The following is a 17,632-nucleotide window of genomic DNA, read 5'->3' as shown; positions in this document are numbered from 1 at the left end:
CTTTTTACTGATGATGAACGACGTCGTACTCGAGAGATTCTGAATCTGTTTTACTCGACTGTTTTGATAAAAGAACGACGCTGGCAAGTGACAGGCCTGCGGCTACAAGCCAGCTCTTTTTCCCTTTTTTCTTCTTTGGCACAGGCCGCGGCTTCGGTGCACCTGCTCCCATTCCTTTGAGGAACGAAAGAAGAAATACGAGCGCTTCTTTTGTTTCCGGAGCGGCTAAGGTTCGAAGCATGGAACCGTAGCCCGCTTCTTTATTCTCTGAGCGGACAGCGTGATGTAAGCCGCCGTTGATTTTTTCAATAAATGGATTCATGTCTTCAATATTGATTTTTCCAAGCGAGCCAAGCAGAAGCAGGCTGTTTTTAATCATTTTCGCGACTTCAGGCTTGTCCGTTGCTTTAACCAGCACATCAAGTACCTCATCGCCTTTATCAAACAAGCCGGTTACCACATCTAGGCCGCTGCGGTCTTGAATTTTATTCAGCATATGCAGAAAATCTTTAATGACTTCTTTGTGTTCAATGAGCAACGTTCCCAATTCTTCAAGGTCTCGGCGGCGCTGTTCTTCTTCACTGATTTCTAAGCGGCGTATCGCCGTGATTGCTCTAGCCACGCTTCGACACTCCTTTCGTTACCAAGTCACCAGGGAACACATAATCCGGCCGCGCCCATTTTTTCTCGACTTGTACACCGATTTGCGGCTGCGGATTGCCGTTGCGGTGATTGATGCTTGGCAATGGGTTGTCTCCTTTAGCTGATAAGATTTCCATTTTCGCACTGATTTCTTTGTAAGCCGGCGTATCTGTATCTTTGTCAGCATAACTGCTCGTCAAATAGTTGATCGCGCCTTCTCCCTGGCTGTTCATCGGCAGGTACACTTCTTTGCCTTTCACTCGGTCTGTGACAAGACATGGAACTTTTACGCTTCCATACGGTGATGTCAGCCGGACAACGGTTCCGTCTTCAAGCCCCCGCTCGGCCGCAAGCTCCGGCGATACCTCCAAGAAGACGCTCGGTGTTTTTGAAGAAATACCAGCAGATTTATACGTCATGTTACCTTCATGGAAGTGCTCTAAAAGCCGGCCATTGTTGACATGAAGGTCATATTCTTCTTCGTATTGGAGCGGCTCGCTCCACTCGACCGGATAAAGCCGTGCTTTGCCGTCCGGGAACGGGAACAGCGTTTTAAAGAGCAGCGGTGAATCAGTCCCGTCTTCCGCTACCGGCCACTGCAGACTGTTAAAGCCTTCAAGGCGGTCATATGTGACACCTGAATAAATCGGCATCAGGCTTGCTGCCTCAGCCATAATTTCGCCTGGATGTGTGTATTCCCAGCCGGCACCAAGTCGGTTCGCTATTTCCATGATGATCTGCCAGTCCGGTTTTGAATCACCCATCGGCTCGAACACTTGATACAAGCGCTGAATACGGCGTTCTGTATTTGTAAATGTGCCCTCTTTCTCAAAAGACGGGGAAGCTGGCAGAACGACGTCGGCAAACTGAGCCGTTTTGGACAAGAAAATATCCTGTACCACGAAGAAATCTAGTTTCTCAAAAGCGGAATGAACATAGTTTAAATTTGAATCTACTAAGCCCATGTCTTCGCCTTTTAAGTACATAAGTTTCACGTTGCCTGCATGGATGCCGGACACCATTTCATGGTTGTTTAAGCCTGGCTCCGCTGGGATTTTTGTACCCCAGCTTTTTTCATATTTAGCGCGTACAGCGTCATCCTTCACGCTTTGGTAGCCCGGGAATCGGTCCGGCATACTGCCGAAATCACTTGCACCCTGCACATTGTTATGGCCGCGCAGCGGATAACTTCCGGCACCTGGTTTTCCGTAGTTGCCGGTAATGAGCAGCAGGTTCGAAATCGCTGTACTTGTGTCACTTCCGCCCACGTGCTGTGTAACACCCATTGCCCAAAGAATACATGTTGATTTTGTATTGTGAATCGTTTCGGCAATCGTAATCAGTTCCTGCTGTGAAATACCGGTTACTTGCTCGGCGTACTCGAGTGTATATGGCTGAATGCTGGCAATATATTCTTCAATGCCGTTGACCCGCTTTTGCAGGAATTCTTCATCAGCCCAGCCCTGGTCCACAATATATTTTGTGACCGCTGAGAGCCAGACAAGATCCGTACCGGCTTTTGGCTGAATAAACAAGTCAGCCCGGTCTGCCATTTCATTTTTCCGAAGGTCTGCAACAATCAGCTTTTGGCCAAATAATTTATGGGACCGTTTAACCCGTGTAGCAAGTACAGGGTGAGACTCAGCACTGTTTGCACCGACAATCATCACAAGGCCGGCCTGTTCAATATCCGTGATAGAACCAGAGTCACCGCCGTAGCCGACTGTCCGGAACAGCCCGACTGTTGCTGGTGTCTGGCAGTAGCGTGAGCAGTTATCGACGTTGTTTGTACCGATGACGCCGCGGGCAAGTTTTTGCATTAAGTATGATTCTTCATTTGTACATTTTGAAGAAGAAATGAAGGCCATTGATTCAGGACCATATGTTTCTTTTATGTTTTTAAATTTCGATTCGATCAGTGAAAGAGCTTCTTCCCATTCTGCTTCGCGGAATGATTCGCCGTCTCGAATCAACGGTTTTGTCAGACGATCCTCGCTGTTGACAAAATCCCAGCCGAACTTTCCTTTTACACAGGTAGATACACCATTTGCCGGTGCTTCCACTGTCGGCTCCACTTTTAAAATATGCCGGTCTTTCGTCCATACTTCAAAGCTGCAGCCAACACCGCAATATGTGCAGACCGTTTTTGTTTTCTTAATGCGCGTCTGGCGCATCGCTGCTTCCACATCAGAAATTGGCATAATGGAACTAAAGCCTGTTTCTGCATTTTTCGTCAATTCAATCATAGATTTCAGCGTGTCTTGTTTAATGCCTGTTAGAAAGCCGGCTTCCCCGACCATTCCTTTTTCCATCATGGCGTTACATGGGCAGACAGTAGAACAGTGTCCACACGATACGCATGAAGATTCGTTAATCGGACGCCCATCATCCCACACAACGCGTGGCCGCTCCAGGCTCCAATCAATGGACAACGTTTCAGTTACCTGCAAATCCTGACACGCTTCTACACAGCGGCCGCACAGGATGCACTGATCCGGGTCATAACGGTAAAAAGGGTTTGTATTGTCAACTGCATATGGCTTTTCTTCATAAGGTTCGTTTTGATGCTCGATTTTCATTTGTTTAACGGTATTGTGCACTTCACAGCGTCCATTATTGTAATCACAGACCGTGCAATACAAGTCATGATTATGCAAAATCCGGTCCATCGCGATATTCTGAACCCGCTTTACTTCACCTGAAGTGGTGTCAATGACATCCCCATCTTCAATAGGAGTAGAACAAGAGCGGACAAATTCCCCATTCACTTCAATCAAACACGTGTCACACGTTTCGATGGCACCCAGCTGCGGATGATAACAAACATGCGGTACCTCTACCTCCTGCTCTTGAAGTGCCTGCAAAATAGATACGTCTCCTGGAATACTCATTTTCTGCCCATTAATCGTCACTTTCACGTAATCGGTCACAACAAGAACTCCCCCTTTTTCATGATCATTGTGCCTGCCCATTTTTAACATTTTCTATCATTTCAAAAGACTTTGTAAAAATACCCTTTCGGGAATAGAAATAAACAAAAAAAGACAGCATGCTCTTGTGAGCATGCTGTCTGCTTCTTTCGTTTCCCGTCGAAAGAAATGCCATTACTATCATGATAGAAAAAACAAGGTGGCTCGTTTTCTATTTCCTTCATCACCGAAGGAAGCCTTTTCATGTAAGCGTTATCTATTATAGCAAAGGGCCCTTTTTAACGCAAGATGATTCGTTCAGGCCTGGTATACACGTTCATAGAGCCGCCCCGGATAAAGCCAACCGTAGTAATGCCGAGTTCTTCGGCTGCCTGCAGGGCCAATTCTGTCGGCGCTGATTTTGACAAAACCATCTCACAGCCGATCTTGGCTGCTTTAAGTAAGATCTCCGAGGAAATCCGGCCGCTGAACACAAGGATTTTCCCCCTCGTCGACACGCCATTCCGCAGGCAATATCCATATAATTTATCGAGAGCGTTATGCCGGCCAATATCCATTCGATGCAGCAAAATACCGGATTCATCACAAAGTGCTGCGTTGTGAACACCGCCTGTTTCTTTAAACACATCCGCATCTTCCTGCATCTGCTTCATCAATGAAAAACAAAGATCCGGTGTTGCTTTCACATGAATATCATGCATTTTTTTCGCGGTAAGCGCGTCATTGGCAAACACGAATCCCTGCCGGCTCATGCCGCAGCATGATGTGATATACCGCTTGTTTTGGAGATGTTCAAAAAATGGATTGACACGCGCCAGCTCTACATGAACAAAGCCCGAATCTTCTATTCGCATTTGCTTCATATCCTCATAACGGCGAATAACACCTTCTGACGCTAAATACCCAATAACCATATCTTCTATGTAAGACGGTGTACACACCATGGTAACAAATTCGTTTCCATTGATTTTGACCGTTACCGGCTGCTCGGTCACAATGCGGTCTTCCGTCTGCTCTGCTGTTCCTTTATGAAAACGGAGCACTACCCGTTTCGTTTGGACATCTTTCATTTTGTGCTCCTCCTTTTCTTATCTTTAGCATTTTACCACCTACAGTAAAATCTAAAACAACCGCCCGGTTTTTTTGATACAATAAAGAAGGAAGAAATTTTTGGAAGGAGTCGATTACATATGAGCAAAACGGTTGGATTTATCGGAACAGGTGTAATGGGAAAAAGCATGGCCGGCCATTTAATGAAGGCAGGCTACCCGGTTGTCGTCTATAACCGGACAAAAGAACGGGCGCAGGAACTGCTCGACGCAGGCGCTATCTGGAAAGATACACCGGCAGAAGTGGCGCAGACAGCGGATGTAATCATTACGATTGTCGGCTATCCGAGTGATGTAGAAGCCGTTTATCTTGAAGAGGATGGCATTTTATCAAACGCTAAACCAGGATCGTATGCCGTTGATATGACGACTTCAAGCCCCCTTTTAGCTGAGAAACTGTATGAAGAAGGCAAAAAGAAAGACATTCACGTTTTGGATGCACCGGTATCGGGCGGGGATGTGGGCGCCAAAAACGGTACATTAACGATTATGGTCGGCGGGGATCAAGCTGATTTTGACGCAGTAAAACCCGTCCTCGAAGCAATGGGGCAAAACATTATTCTTCAAGGACCGGCCGGTGCAGGCCAGCATACGAAAATGTGCAACCAAATCGCCATTGCGTCGAACATGATGGGTGTCGCAGAAGCGATTGTGTATGCGGAAAAAGCAGGACTTGATCCAGAGCAGGTGCTTGGCAGCATCGGAAGCGGAGCCGCTGGCAGCTGGTCACTGGCAAATCTTGCGCCGCGCATGATCAAAGGTGATTTTGAACCTGGCTTTTACATTAAGCACTTTATTAAAGATATGAACATTGCGATTGAATCAGCTGAGGCCATGGGCATGAATACACCAGGCCTTACACTCGCTAAATCGCTGTACGACAAACTGTCAGAGCAGGGCCATGACGATAAAGGGACGCAGGCTATTTATTTACTGCTGGCGGGCGAACGAAAAACCCTGGTTTAAGCCGGAAACATAACAAATAGGCCGGATTTTAGCCGCTGATGGCCGGAAACTTCTTCTTCCAGCCATCGCAGATAGAAATCCGGCCCAAATTCTTTTTATCCGGCCTTACACAAGCACCAATTCACGAATCGCATGGGCCACGCCATGCTCGTTGTTGGATTTTGTTTGAAAATCAGCCGCTTCTTTTACCATCGGAATCGCATTTTCCATCGCTACGCCACATCCTGCAAACTGAATCATCGACAGGTCGTTTCCGTTGTCACCGATTGTCATGACTTCTTCCTGTTTAATGCCCAGCTTCTCAGACAAACGTTTCACCGCATTTCCTTTGCTGACTTCGCGATGTAAAATCTCCAAATAAAACGGTGCACTTTTCACCATCATGTATTTATCATTGATTTCAGCAGGAATCGCCGCAATGGTCCGGTCCAAACGTTCCGGTTCATCAATATACATTACCTTTGGCATGGCAATGTCAGTCGGCACTTCTTCTACCGTGGTATGAAGAAATGGAATTTTCGTAATAAACGCTTCATGTACGGTATACGGGCTGATCAGTTTGTTCGTCGTGTATAAATACTCTGCATCAAAAAAGTGCATCGGCGTATCAAGCGTCAGGCTCAGATCGTGCAGTGCGCGGAAATCTTCATAGCCAAGCGACTGCTTAAACACTACTTCATTTGTATGTGTGTTTTGCACGATAGCACCATTATAGGCAATCACATAATCCTCTTCATCTTCAAGACGAAGGTCCTTTAAGTAGCGGCGCACGCCGGCAAGCGGACGACCTGTGCAAAGAACCACCTTCACACCGCGTTCCCGAGCTTCATCAAGGGCGCTGCGCACTTCATCGGTTACTTCATGGTGATCGTTTAAAAGCGTGCCATCCATATCAATCGCAATTAATTTGTACATTTCCCATACTCTCCTGTCTATGCAATCTACTTTTTATGATAAACGAGCGGCGGAGCCGCGGCAAATCCATTTCTTTCTTTTTGGAAAAGACCGATCTCTCTTGAAAAAAGTCCGCGCTCTTGGCGCAGGTTTTCTTTATGGCAAATTCACGCCGCGTGATGCGACATAAAGGGTATACCATTCATCCCGGCTCATTTCTACATCGACTGCTTTTGCCGAAGCCTGAATTCGTTTCGGGCTCGTTGTGCCGATCACCGGCTGAATCATGGCCGGATGCTTCATCAGCCAGGCAAGTACGATCGCTTCTGTAGTCGTGTTCTTTTCCTCCGCCATTCTCTTTACAAGTGCGGCTGTTTCCTGCACCGTCTCCGGTTTTTCTTCAAGTGATGCCCCGGAATACATTCCCTGTGCCAGCGGACCCCAGGCTTGGATTTGGATGTTTTCCATCCGGCAGTATTCAAGTGTGCCTTCAGGAAAAATCGTTTCACAAAATGCCGGCTGATTTACATGCACGCCGGATTCGAGCCAGCCGATTTTATGCAGGCTCATTTCCAGCTGGTTCACAACAAGGCGGTCACTGATCGCACTTTGCAGCAGCTTAATTTGCCCGGCACTCATATTTGATACGCCAAAATAACGCACTTTTCCAGACGATTTCAGCTGATGAAACGCTTCTGCTACCTCTTCCGGCTCCATTAGCGCATCCGGCCGGTGCAGAAGCAATGTGTCCAAGTGCGTCGTATCCAGCCGCGACAGGATGCCATCGACACTGTTTAAAATGTATTCTTTTGAAAAATTGTAGCGTGTCGGCAGCCCTGCTTCTTTATCCGGAAACGTAATCCCTGTTTTGGATTGAATTAAAATGTTGTCACGCAGTGATGGACGTTCCTTTAAGACACGGCCAAATACTTCCTCCGCTTTTCCATATGCATAGATATCCGCATGGTCGAAAAAGTTAATACCGGACTCAAGTGCCGCATCCACTGCTTCATGTGCCTGCTTGACCTGCTCCTCAGTAATGGCATCACGGCTCCATCCTCCGCCGAATCCCATACAGCCAAGTACTAGCCGGCTTGCGTTTACTCCGTGCTTTTGAATCGGTAACGTTTTCAAAGAACCATCTCCCTTATTCAGTATGTACACTCTCTTTCATTGAATCATAAAACTGCCCGGAATGCGATCCAGACCGTTTTTTTGGAAATACTATGTTCAAGCCGTGCATACGTTATTTGAGTAAAGCATGAAAAGGTGATATAGAATGAGTAGAAGGCAAAACTTTGAAAAACGGGATGTGTTTGGAGAATGAACCAGGAAACAGAACAGCAGAAAGAACAGCAGCGTGTAAACGAAGTGATTGATCTGATCGACCGAAAGGAAGAAGACATTAAAGAAAAAACAGGCTCTTTGAAAGAAGGTATTATCGGTCTTCGCAAAAACTTTTGGGAAGATGTAACTGTCAATATGGACGAGCCAGATGATGTCATCGAAACACAAGCCGGCATTAAGCAGCAGGCCGAATTGCTTCAGGAAAGAGAAAGAAGCCACAGGCAGCTGTTTAACGAGCTGAAAAAGCTGGATCGGCTGCGCCGTTCCCCTTACTTTGGCCGCATTGATTTCCAGGAATCCGGCGAACCGAAGCCGGAACCTATTTATATTGGCATCGCTTCCTTAATGGATGAAGCACAGGAGAATTTTTTAATTTATGACTGGCGGGCCCCTATTTCAAGCATGTACTACGATTACACAACAGGGCCCGCTGCTTACGATACGATGGAGGGCCGGATTGAAGGAGAAATATCGCTAAAACGGCAGTTTATCATTCAGCAGGGGGAGATTACCGGCCAATTCGATACAAGCTTAACGATCGGCGATCATATTTTACAGGCGGTGTTGGGCGGAAAATCAAGCGCGCAAATGAAAAATATTGTGGCCACCATTCAAAGGGAGCAAAATCAAATTATCCGCAATCAAAAAAGCCAGACGCTGATCGTGCAGGGAGCAGCCGGCAGTGGAAAAACATCGGCCGCGCTGCAGCGCATTGCTTTTTTGCTGTACGCCAACCGCCGGACATTGCGGGCAGAAAATATGCTTCTATTTTCCCCCAATCCTCTTTTCAATAGCTATGTGTCTACGGTACTGCCTGAGCTCGGAGAGGAAAATATTCTCCAGACAACCTATAAAGAATATGTAGAGGACCGGATTGGTAATGTCTTCACCGTTCAAAGCCCGTTTGAACAGCTGGAACAGTTTTTGCTGGAGGGAACAGAGCAGGAGAATCCTGCTGAAGCAGCATCTGTTCAATTTAAAGCGAGTCTCGATTTTAAAAAGATTATTGATGATTATCTCACTTCTCTGTCGCAGAAAGGCCTCCTTTTTCACGACATTGTCTTTCAAGATAAAGTTCTCATTTCTTCGGAAGAAATAAGAGAGCACTTTTATACATTAGCCACTTCCATTTTGCTGCCGAACCGGTTAGAGCTTGTATCGGAATGGCTGCTGAAAAAGCTTCAAAAATTGGAGCGCCTTGAACAAAACGAAGAATGGGTGCGGGACGAAGTAGAGCTTTTAGATAAAGAAGATTTTTTAAACGCATACCGCGCGCGCCAGAAAAAACAATCGAAGGAAGAAGATACCTTTAACGATGTAGACATGGAGTGGCGTATTTTAAGCAAAAGCGTCGTGCGCAAACAATTCCAGCCTTTAAGAAACAAGATAAAGCGGCTTGGCTTTGTGGATGAAAGAGCCAATTTCCGGCAGCTGTTCGAGACACGTACGCAGCCGGCCCCGCCTATTTGGGCTTCTGTTTGTGCCAAGACACTTGAGACACTGGACCAGCACACCCTTGACTGGGAAGACGCAACCGCTTATTTGTATTTTCAAGACCAACTGAAAGGGAAAAAGTCTTTTTCCCATATCCGCCACGTTTTTATTGATGAAGCACAGGATTATTCACCCTTTCAGCTTGCGTATTTAAAAACACTGTTTCCATACAGCAAAATGACGCTGCTGGGAGATGTAAACCAGTCCATCTTTGTGCAGGCCTTGAATGAATCATCCGTTTTAACGGACACACCGGACAACAAGGAATCGTATGAAAAAATTACACTTACGCGCAGCTACCGATCCACCCGGCCGATCGTCGAATTTACACGACAATTGATCGAAGGCGGCGAACAAATTGAAGCGTTTAACCGGGAAGGAAAAAAACCGACTTTAACATATGCGAATCATGAAGAAGACCTTCAGCAAAAGCTGTTAACGCGTATTCGCTCAATGCTTGAAGGAGACCACCATCAGACGATCGCTGTGATCTGTAAAACAATGCAGGAGAGCCAGCGTGTACACGCGTGGCTGTCGTCTCACATTCCCGCTCAACTACTTGACCAGGAAACGTACACGTTTGAGCAAGGGCTGGTTGTCATTCCTGCTTATTTAGCGAAAGGGATTGAGTTTGATGCGGTTCTTCTTTTTAACGTATCTGAAGATGTATACGGACGGGAATGGGAGAGAAACTTGTTTTATACTGCCTGCACCCGCGCGATGCATGAGCTTCACCTGTTTTCGTCAAGAAAAGAAACGCCGCTTATGCAGGCCGTCCAGCCCCAAACATATACGATCATCGAAAATTAAAAAACGTGCCCCGGCCATTTTGAGCCGGGGCACGTTTTTTCTTACTGTTCACTATAGCTGATCTGCCAGTCAATACCGAACGGATCGCGGACCTGCCCATACAGTTTGCTCCAGAACGTTTCCTGCAGCGGCATGGTCACCGTTCCGCCTACAGCTAGTCCTTCAAAATAAGAACGCAGCTTATCCACATCCGAGCCAACGAGCGCCAGGCTGATTGCGCTGCCCGGTGCATATGGCGTACCCGGGAATGTATCGGAAAACATAAGCGTTGTACCCTCTACTTCCAAATTCGCATGCATAATGCGGCTTTTTGCTTCTTCCGGCAGTGGATGATCAGGATGCGGCGGCGCTTCACCGAATGTCATTCGCTTAGCTTCTGTGCCGAATACATTTTCATAAAAAGAAAGAACGTCCTCGCAGTTTCCATCAAACACTAAATATGGCTGAACCGCCATTCCAATCACTCCTGTTTCTCATATTCATTCTTCCAGCAATCAACGGAAGGTACTGCTTCTATACGTCATTCTTTTTCCACACAGCCATTCGAAAGTCCTTTATTTACAAACCATAAACTCTTTTAAACTTTATAAGAGCCGGGATGCAAGAGGAAGAAGAATATGAACCGTTGTCCCTTTTCCTTCCTCACTTTCAACCCGCATCATTCCTTTATGTTCTTCGATAATTTTGTAACTGACCATCAGCCCCAGGCCCGTTCCTTTTTCTTTAGTAGAGTAAAAAGGTTCAAACAGATGCTTGATTCTTTCCGGCGAAATTCCTTCTCCCTGGTCTTGAAACTCAATATGAAGATGGGAACTCGTTTTTTTGCAGGTAATGGTCAATGTTCCTTTAGAAGCAGTGGCCTCAATCGCATTTTTTATCACATTAATAAACACCTGCTTCAGCTGATGTTTATCGGATTGAAATAAAGGAAGACCCTCCTCTATCACCGTAACAATCTCCACGTTATGCATAATCGCCTGGGCATTCATTAAATGGACGGTTTGCATAAGGATAAGCCCTATATCATTCTTCTGAAAGTTCAGCGCCTGCGGTTTAGCGAGGGCCAAGAATTCACTAATAATGCCTTCAATCCGCTCAAATTCTGATCTTATAATCGAGAAATATTCCGGCTCACGCTTGTCCGTTTCTTCCAATAATCGAATAAACCCTTGAATGCAGGTGAGTGGATTTCGAATTTCATGAGCCACTCCTGCCGCCAGCTGTCCGGCCATTTCTAATTTTGCTGATTTCAGCAAATATTCTTCCGCCATTTTCTTTTCTGAAATATCTCTAAAAGCAACCACAACCCCCCGAATTTCTCCGTTTTCCAGGATAGGAGAAGCGATATAGTCGACAGGGAAGCTGGTACTGTCTTTTCTATAAAAAAGCTCGTCTGTTACATGGCGGTTCTTCCCATCAAGCAATGTTTGATAGGACATACAACATTCCAGATCATATAGATGCTTGAAAGTATCTTTTGGTGTTTTACCTAAAAGTTCCTGCACATCATAACTAAGCATTTTTGCGCCCGCCGGGTTGATTAAAGTGATTTCCCAGTTTTCATTCATTGCGTAAATGCCGTCACCAATTGAATCCAATACCAGCTCCATTTGTTGCTTTAACGAAAGAATTTCCTGCTGCGCTTTCTTCTGTTCGGTTATATCTTTTGCAATTCCATAAACGCCGACAATTTGACCGTCTACCATAATCGGCATATTCGTCGCATGAACCATTACTTCTTCGCCGTTTTGATGCATACCGACTGTCTCATAGCTTTGCGGCGTTCCTTGTAATGCCCTCTCAAAATACTGCTTCGTTTCTTTAAAAGATTGCTTCCCTACAAATGTTTCCCAGCCTTTCCCTTTCACTTGCTCAGGCGTATAGCCCCATACTTGATGAAACGAAAGGTTTGTATTGAGCAGAGCACCATTCACATCCATACTATAGACGATGTCCGGATTAAAGTAGAAAAGAGACTCATAACGCTGTTTGTTTTCCTTTAACTCTCGTTCAGTCCTTTTCTGCTCGCTAATGTCCCGAATGATGGCGGATGCCCCGGTTACCGTCCCATTTTTATCCTTGAGCGGAGATTGTGTCACACTGACCGGAATGATTTTTCCATCTTTACTTAGCCGCTCCGTCTCAAACTGGCTTACCTTTTTTTCTAAAAAGGTAAGCTCAGCAAGATGAGTAAATGTTTCCTTACAATGCTCCGGCACATTTAAAATCTCTTTGCCCAGCAGCTCGTCTTCCCGCCAGCCAAACAAATCCACATATGCCTCATTCACATAGGTGATCTGGCTGTGACCGTTCACCGTCACGATCGCATCGGCGGTATTGTTTACAAAAGACTCTAAAAGCTCCTTTGTCTCCCGCAGCTCTTCATGGGCTTTTTTCAGCTCTGTAATATCATTGCACGTCACAATCACTTCTGTAACCTGGCCATCCTTAAAAACTGGATTGAGCACGGCATTGTAATGAATATCTTGCAGCTCTACTTCATAGGCAGCTTCTTTTCCTTCCCAGCCCATTTGATAAAATTTCTCTTTTCGCGCGGCGAGCTCTGCCGGGAAAAAATCATACAGCGTTTTTCCAATCGCTTCTTCTATCTTTAAACCCATCCGCTTGAGCAGCTGTCCTTCTCCGAATGTATGGATAAACTGCCCATTTTCTTTTTTATATTTAAAAATAAGTCCTGAATGGTTTTTAAAAAGGTAGTCCATTTCTTGATGAGTTGTCATCAGTTCGTCTTCCAATTCCTTCTCGCGGGTAACATCGCGGCCGATTCCGTATACACCTACAACCTCGCCATTCACCATAATTGGAACATTGGTCAAGCTTACAATTAAATGATTTCCTTTTCTATGTTCAACCCTGCATTCATAATGCTGGACGATTCCTTTCTTTGCCTCATTAAAATGACCCCATACTCTTTCTCTATCTTGAGAGGCAATGAACGGAAGAAAGCCTTTCCCGAGCAGCTCCTCTTTTCTATAGCCGGATAGTGGCTCTGATTCTTGATTAAAATCTAGGAAATGACCTTCTAGTGAAAAAATATAAGCAGAGTCAGGATAGTAATCAAACAGCGATTTAAACCGCTGCTCACTTTCCTGCAGTTGCTTCTCCAGCTTGATCCGCCGGTCCCGCTCAATCGCAAGCCCTGCCAGGCTGGCACACGTTTCAAGCATTTCGATTTCATGAGCAGCAGGCGTGCAAACCTCTGAGTGGTAAACAGCAAATGTACCGACAACACGGTTTTCTACTAAAATCGGACTCGACCAGCAGGCTTTGAGCCCAAAACGAAGAGCATCCTCGCAAAAACCTTTCCAAAGTGGATCATTCTCAATATCAGGAGAAATAACGGTTTCTTTTCGGCAGACAGCAGCTCCACATGATCCAATTGTCGGCCCTGCTTCAACAAGATGAATCGCCTGCTGATACGCATGAGGAAGGGTCGGTGCATATTCAACAGTAAGCCTGTTTTCTTCGTTCACCATTAAAAGTGAACAGTGCGTTTTCCGTTGAAAATGCTCCTCAAGCTTTGATGTCAGTGCTTGTATCGTTGTCTGCAGTGAATCGCCGCTGGCGAGTGTTTTAATCATCCATGTATGTAAATCTATAATAGACGCCATTTCATCTGTCGAGACGTCGTTTGTACAACAGTTTTGATTAACAGGCTTCCCTTTGAATATCTCCATGATGCCCCTCCTGCTTCACATAATGTTCCTGTAAAGAAATGGATCCCTTATGTACTTTTTTCCGAAAAAAGATAACGCTTACATACCGCTTTTTATATTCCATATTAGGATGATTATAACATGATCTAAGGATGGAAATATGACTATTCAGACAGTTATTATATGTAATAAATTTACATATACAATTGTGAGAGAAACGCAGCTGGAGGGGTTCTGCAGGCGGTGGAAATGGAAGAAAAACGGGGAAAGCTGTATAGTTCAACCAATTTGGTAACTTTTCTATTAAACTATCTTTTTTTATCTCTTAATAAAAGCTACACAGACCTTGCCACAAATGTAACAGGGTCTGTGCTTTCTCTGTCGCGGAGTTCCTTTCCTGAGTTCCCACTCCAGCAAAATTAATATCCGTTCATCAGTTGGGTAATAGTAGGAATGTCGGCAGGGGCCCATTCTAAATCATTCAATCGATCTCGCGAAACCCAGCGCAATTCTGCATGCTCCTCAGCTGTTGGAAGGCCGCTTAAAATACGAGAGCGATAGGTTAATAAATTCACGATCACTGCTTCATATTCATGCATGACTTCTTCAATTTTCTCTCCCACTTCAATCTCGCAAGCTAACTCTTCTTGAATTTCACGCTTTAAGCTTTCTTCAGGTGTTTCGCCCGCTTCAATTTTCCCTCCTGGAAACTCCCATAAGTTTGGCAAGGTCATGTCTGGAGAACGTAATGCACATAAAACTTCATTTTTTTCATTTTCAATGACCGCTCCTACTACACGGACTGTTTTTTTCATTTTAATTGGCTCCTTCGGTTAAATAGTGATACAAAGAATGCTCAACCGGATGTTCCATTACCATATTCATACGGACAACCGGAATTTCCTTTTGATTTTTATCATACATAGTCGCTTGCTCTACCGTTTTACTGTCTGGCATTGCTTGTCCCAAATAATAAAAATCCGTACCTTCATCGTTATCTTTTTTAACAAAAATATGAATATCAAGATCTGTTTGTTGTGCATGAATAATTTTACGCACTTCATCGGATTGAAGCGTTCGGTTGCTTCTCGTATACCATTTTAACAATTCTGGACTAATAAATTCATCTCCGTAATTTACACTCGCTTCTACTTCTTCGTTTTTATGGTAGGTGATAAAAATGGGACATGTCCCGTTTTTTGGTTTGTACCCGTAAATAGTAGAGCTTTCGTCTTTTTCCCAGTTTAACAGTTTACACACATCTTTGCGGGAATATTTCTCATAAGGTGTTAATCGCTGACTGCATTCATACTTTTTACTTTTTTCAACGGCTGTTTGAAGGATATCTTTTACAAGATTTTTGAAAAATACGTTTTGTGAAAGGCTGGCGTATACTTTTTCATTCCAGCGATATATATGGTTTTGTAATACAATAACCGGTTCATCACCGTATTTTTTACGTGTGTTTTGTGTGAAAAAGGACAAATCGAAAACATGTTGTATAGATTGTAGGATTTGCTTATCTATTAAACAGCCTTCTTCTCTTAGATTGTCCAAATAGATTTCTTGTTCCACTGAATCTTCTTGAAGCAATTTTTCTATCAAGACAAGCTCATGACGTCTTTTCCCATTTAACAGCTCTAACGAAAGCATCGTTAAAATTTGTTGCTCGTATTCTGTTAAAGCCATTGGTACTTCTTCTTTTATATTCTTTAAAAACTGATAGTAATTGTTATACGTCTCGACAAGCACAACAGGATCAATTGAATGATTGGCCATAAAATCATGTAAAAGTGGTGTATGGCCAATTTTATTTCTTAAATTTATAAAAGCTTCTCTTAAAAGCTTGGCCGTATTTAACGTGCTGTTGTTAATGGCTTTAAAGATTTGCTTTTTCGCGATTTCTTCAAAGTTAATCGTCGAGGTGCCAGAAATATAATTCGTTTCCGCGGTTTTCCGTCGAATGTTATCTTTGTTTTGTGATTGATCACCTGAAAGAGCAACCGGGATCATGTAGTTATTTTTATAGTTTCCAATAAAATCAATGATCGTAACAAAATCTTTTGATTCGTGCTTACGCAGTCCGCGCCCAAGCTGCTGAATAAATACAATGCTCGACTGCGTTTGCCGAAGCATCACAACTTGATTGATACATGGAATATCAATTCCTTCGTTAAAAATATCTACGGTTAAAATGTAATCTAGCTCCCCATTCTCAAGTTCTACTACTCGCTGAAGGCGCTGTTCCTGAGAGTCATCTCCTGTCAAAGCCACTGTGCGGTATCCTCGCTCATTTAACTTAGAAGACAACTCTTTTGCTTCCTCTTTTCGGCTACAGAACATTAATCCTTTCACTGCCTGACCGGAAAAGCCATAGTACTGAATTTTATCTAAAATATGCTGAATTCGGTTCTCCGAAATGAGCTCCGTAAAAGTGGCTGCTTCATCAATAAGTTCGCCATTAATCTCTAAATCCGTGACGCCGAAATAATGAAACGGACAGAGCATATCTTCTTCTAACGCTTCTTGCAAGCGAATTTCATAAGCAATGTTTTAATCAAATAGCTCGTAAATATTAAAATCGTCGGTCCGTTCAGGCGTTGCCGTCATCCCCATTACAAAAGCTGGCTGAAAATAATTCATTACATTGATATAAGATTTTGCCCCTGCTTTATGTACTTCATCTATTAACAGATAATCAAATGCTTTAGGATCAAACTGATTCAATACATCTGTCTTAGCAATCGTTTGAATGGTCGCAAACAAATACTTTGCATGTACCTGCTTGGAAGTTCCAGAAAGAATGCCAAAATCGGCCTCATCACCACCCAGCACTTTTTTAAAGTCGCTCATTGCTTTTTGTAAAATCTGCTCCCGGTGCACAATAAATAACATTCTTTTTGGACGAAAAGCCCGCACATCAAAAGCCGATAAATAGGTTTTTCCTGTGCCGGTCGCTGAAATGACCAATCCTTTTTGCTTTCCTTCATCCCGAAGAGCTTGAATTTGCTGAAGAGCAGCTTGTTGCATTTTATTAGGCATAATTTCGAGAGCTGTTTGTACAGCATTACTTCCATAATGGGTTGGTGGCTCAATTACTTGCTGCATGGCTCGCTGCTCCTGGCTTACCGCGTACGTCACTGCATAACGATCAATCCAATCCTGCGTTAAAACTTCAGCCTTTTCCCATATATCTTCGAACTGGTCTTTAAAGTGATGAACAATTTCCCCATTTTCATGTGAGGTAAGTTTAACGTTCCACTCATAATTTACTTTCAAGGCATGCGCTGTTAAATTAGAGCTGCCGACAATTAGGGAAAACGAACTCCCATGATCAAAAATATACCCTTTTGCATGAAACCCTTTAATAGCTGTGGTGCGCACTTCTATATTTTCGATTTTCATTAGCTCACTAAACACTTTTGGCTGATTAAAGTTTAGAAAGGTTGATGTTAAGATACGTCCTCGAATCCCTTTGTCCTTTAAATCAAGCAATTTGGATTTTAATGTCGCTAAGCCGCTTTCTGTAATAAATGCTACTGAAAAAAGAAACGACTGACTTTTATCCAGTTCTTCTAAAAGTGTCGTTAAAACATTTTCTCCTTTTGCTGCATTGTTAACGAGAAGCTGTGGCTTGAAGCTTCCCGGTTTTGCTTCATGCTGATTGATGAATCCTTTATATAAAGAGCCTTGTAGGTTTTCAATAAAATTTTCCATGCTATCACCAAATTTCTCTTTTCCTCCATATTAACATTTTCGGTTT

General features: G+C 44.1%; 10 protein-coding genes and 1 pseudogene. 2 read left to right on the top strand and 9 right to left on the bottom strand.

What is annotated here, in order from left to right:
• Positions 1-4 precede the first annotated feature (4 nt).
• From RG959_RS04550 to fdhD, 3 genes are all read right to left on the bottom strand, one after another.
• Positions 5-622, bottom strand: coding sequence for a helical membrane plugin domain-containing protein (locus RG959_RS04550; protein ID WP_342796133.1), 618 nt, complete (start codon positions 620-622; stop codon positions 5-7).
• On the bottom strand, positions 615-3,614 hold the full coding sequence (gene fdhF / locus RG959_RS04545) for a formate dehydrogenase subunit alpha (RefSeq protein WP_342796132.1): 3,000 nt from the start codon (positions 3,612-3,614) through the stop codon (positions 615-617). Before fdhF ends, RG959_RS04550 begins: the two co-directional genes overlap by 8 nt.
• A 236-nt stretch (positions 3,615-3,850) precedes the next feature.
• Positions 3,851-4,642, bottom strand: coding sequence for a formate dehydrogenase accessory sulfurtransferase FdhD (gene fdhD, locus RG959_RS04540; protein WP_342796131.1), 792 nt, complete (start codon positions 4,640-4,642; stop codon positions 3,851-3,853).
• Positions 4,643-4,762: 120 nt separating this feature from the next.
• Between fdhD and RG959_RS04535 the strand changes: the two genes are divergently transcribed.
• On the top strand, positions 4,763-5,647 hold the full coding sequence (locus RG959_RS04535; RefSeq protein ID WP_342796130.1) for an NAD(P)-dependent oxidoreductase: 885 nt from the start codon (positions 4,763-4,765) through the stop codon (positions 5,645-5,647).
• A 105-nt stretch (positions 5,648-5,752) separates the two neighbouring features.
• Here RG959_RS04535 and yidA read toward each other — a convergent pair whose 3' ends face one another.
• Positions 5,753-6,562, bottom strand: a complete 810-nt coding sequence (gene yidA, locus RG959_RS04530) for a sugar-phosphatase (RefSeq protein WP_251271419.1) — start codon at positions 6,560-6,562, stop codon at positions 5,753-5,755.
• A 135-nt stretch (positions 6,563-6,697) separates the two neighbouring features.
• On the bottom strand, positions 6,698-7,675 hold the full coding sequence (locus RG959_RS04525; protein WP_342796129.1) for an aldo/keto reductase: 978 nt from the start codon (positions 7,673-7,675) through the stop codon (positions 6,698-6,700).
• 189 nt (positions 7,676-7,864) lie between these two features.
• Between RG959_RS04525 and helD the strand changes: the two genes are divergently transcribed.
• Positions 7,865-10,192 carry an RNA polymerase recycling motor HelD gene (helD, locus tag RG959_RS04520; RefSeq protein WP_342796128.1) on the top strand — a complete coding sequence of 776 codons (2,328 nt, stop codon included), beginning with the start codon at positions 7,865-7,867 and terminating at the stop codon, positions 10,190-10,192.
• A gap of 41 nt (positions 10,193-10,233) precedes the next feature.
• On the opposite strand, the gene RG959_RS04515 is transcribed toward helD, so the two are convergent.
• From RG959_RS04515 to RG959_RS04500, 4 genes and pseudogenes are all read right to left on the bottom strand, one after another.
• Entirely contained in the window at positions 10,234-10,647 is a 414-nt protein-coding gene (locus RG959_RS04515; protein WP_342796127.1) for a VOC family protein, read from the bottom strand.
• A 129-nt stretch (positions 10,648-10,776) separates the two neighbouring features.
• Positions 10,777-13,890: a PAS domain S-box protein gene (locus tag RG959_RS04510; protein WP_342796126.1), complete on the bottom strand. Its 3,114-nt coding sequence runs from the start codon at positions 13,888-13,890 to the stop codon at positions 10,777-10,779.
• Positions 13,891-14,288: 398 nt separating this feature from the next.
• Positions 14,289-14,684 (bottom strand): 8-oxo-dGTP diphosphatase MutT, encoded by a 396-nt coding sequence (mutT, locus tag RG959_RS04505; protein ID WP_342796125.1) that lies wholly within the window; start codon positions 14,682-14,684, stop codon positions 14,289-14,291.
• Position 14,685: 1 nt separating this feature from the next.
• Positions 14,686-17,586 (bottom strand): annotated as a pseudogene (locus tag RG959_RS04500) (DEAD/DEAH box helicase).
• Positions 17,587-17,632 lie beyond the last annotated feature (46 nt).

Source organism: Domibacillus sp. 8LH, assembly GCF_038806185.1.
GTDB classification, from domain to species: Bacteria; Bacillota; Bacilli; order Bacillales; family Domibacillaceae; genus Domibacillus; species Domibacillus indicus_A.
The sequence above is the reverse complement of the archived record's forward strand: the minus strand, read 5'-3'. Positions and strand labels throughout refer to the sequence as shown.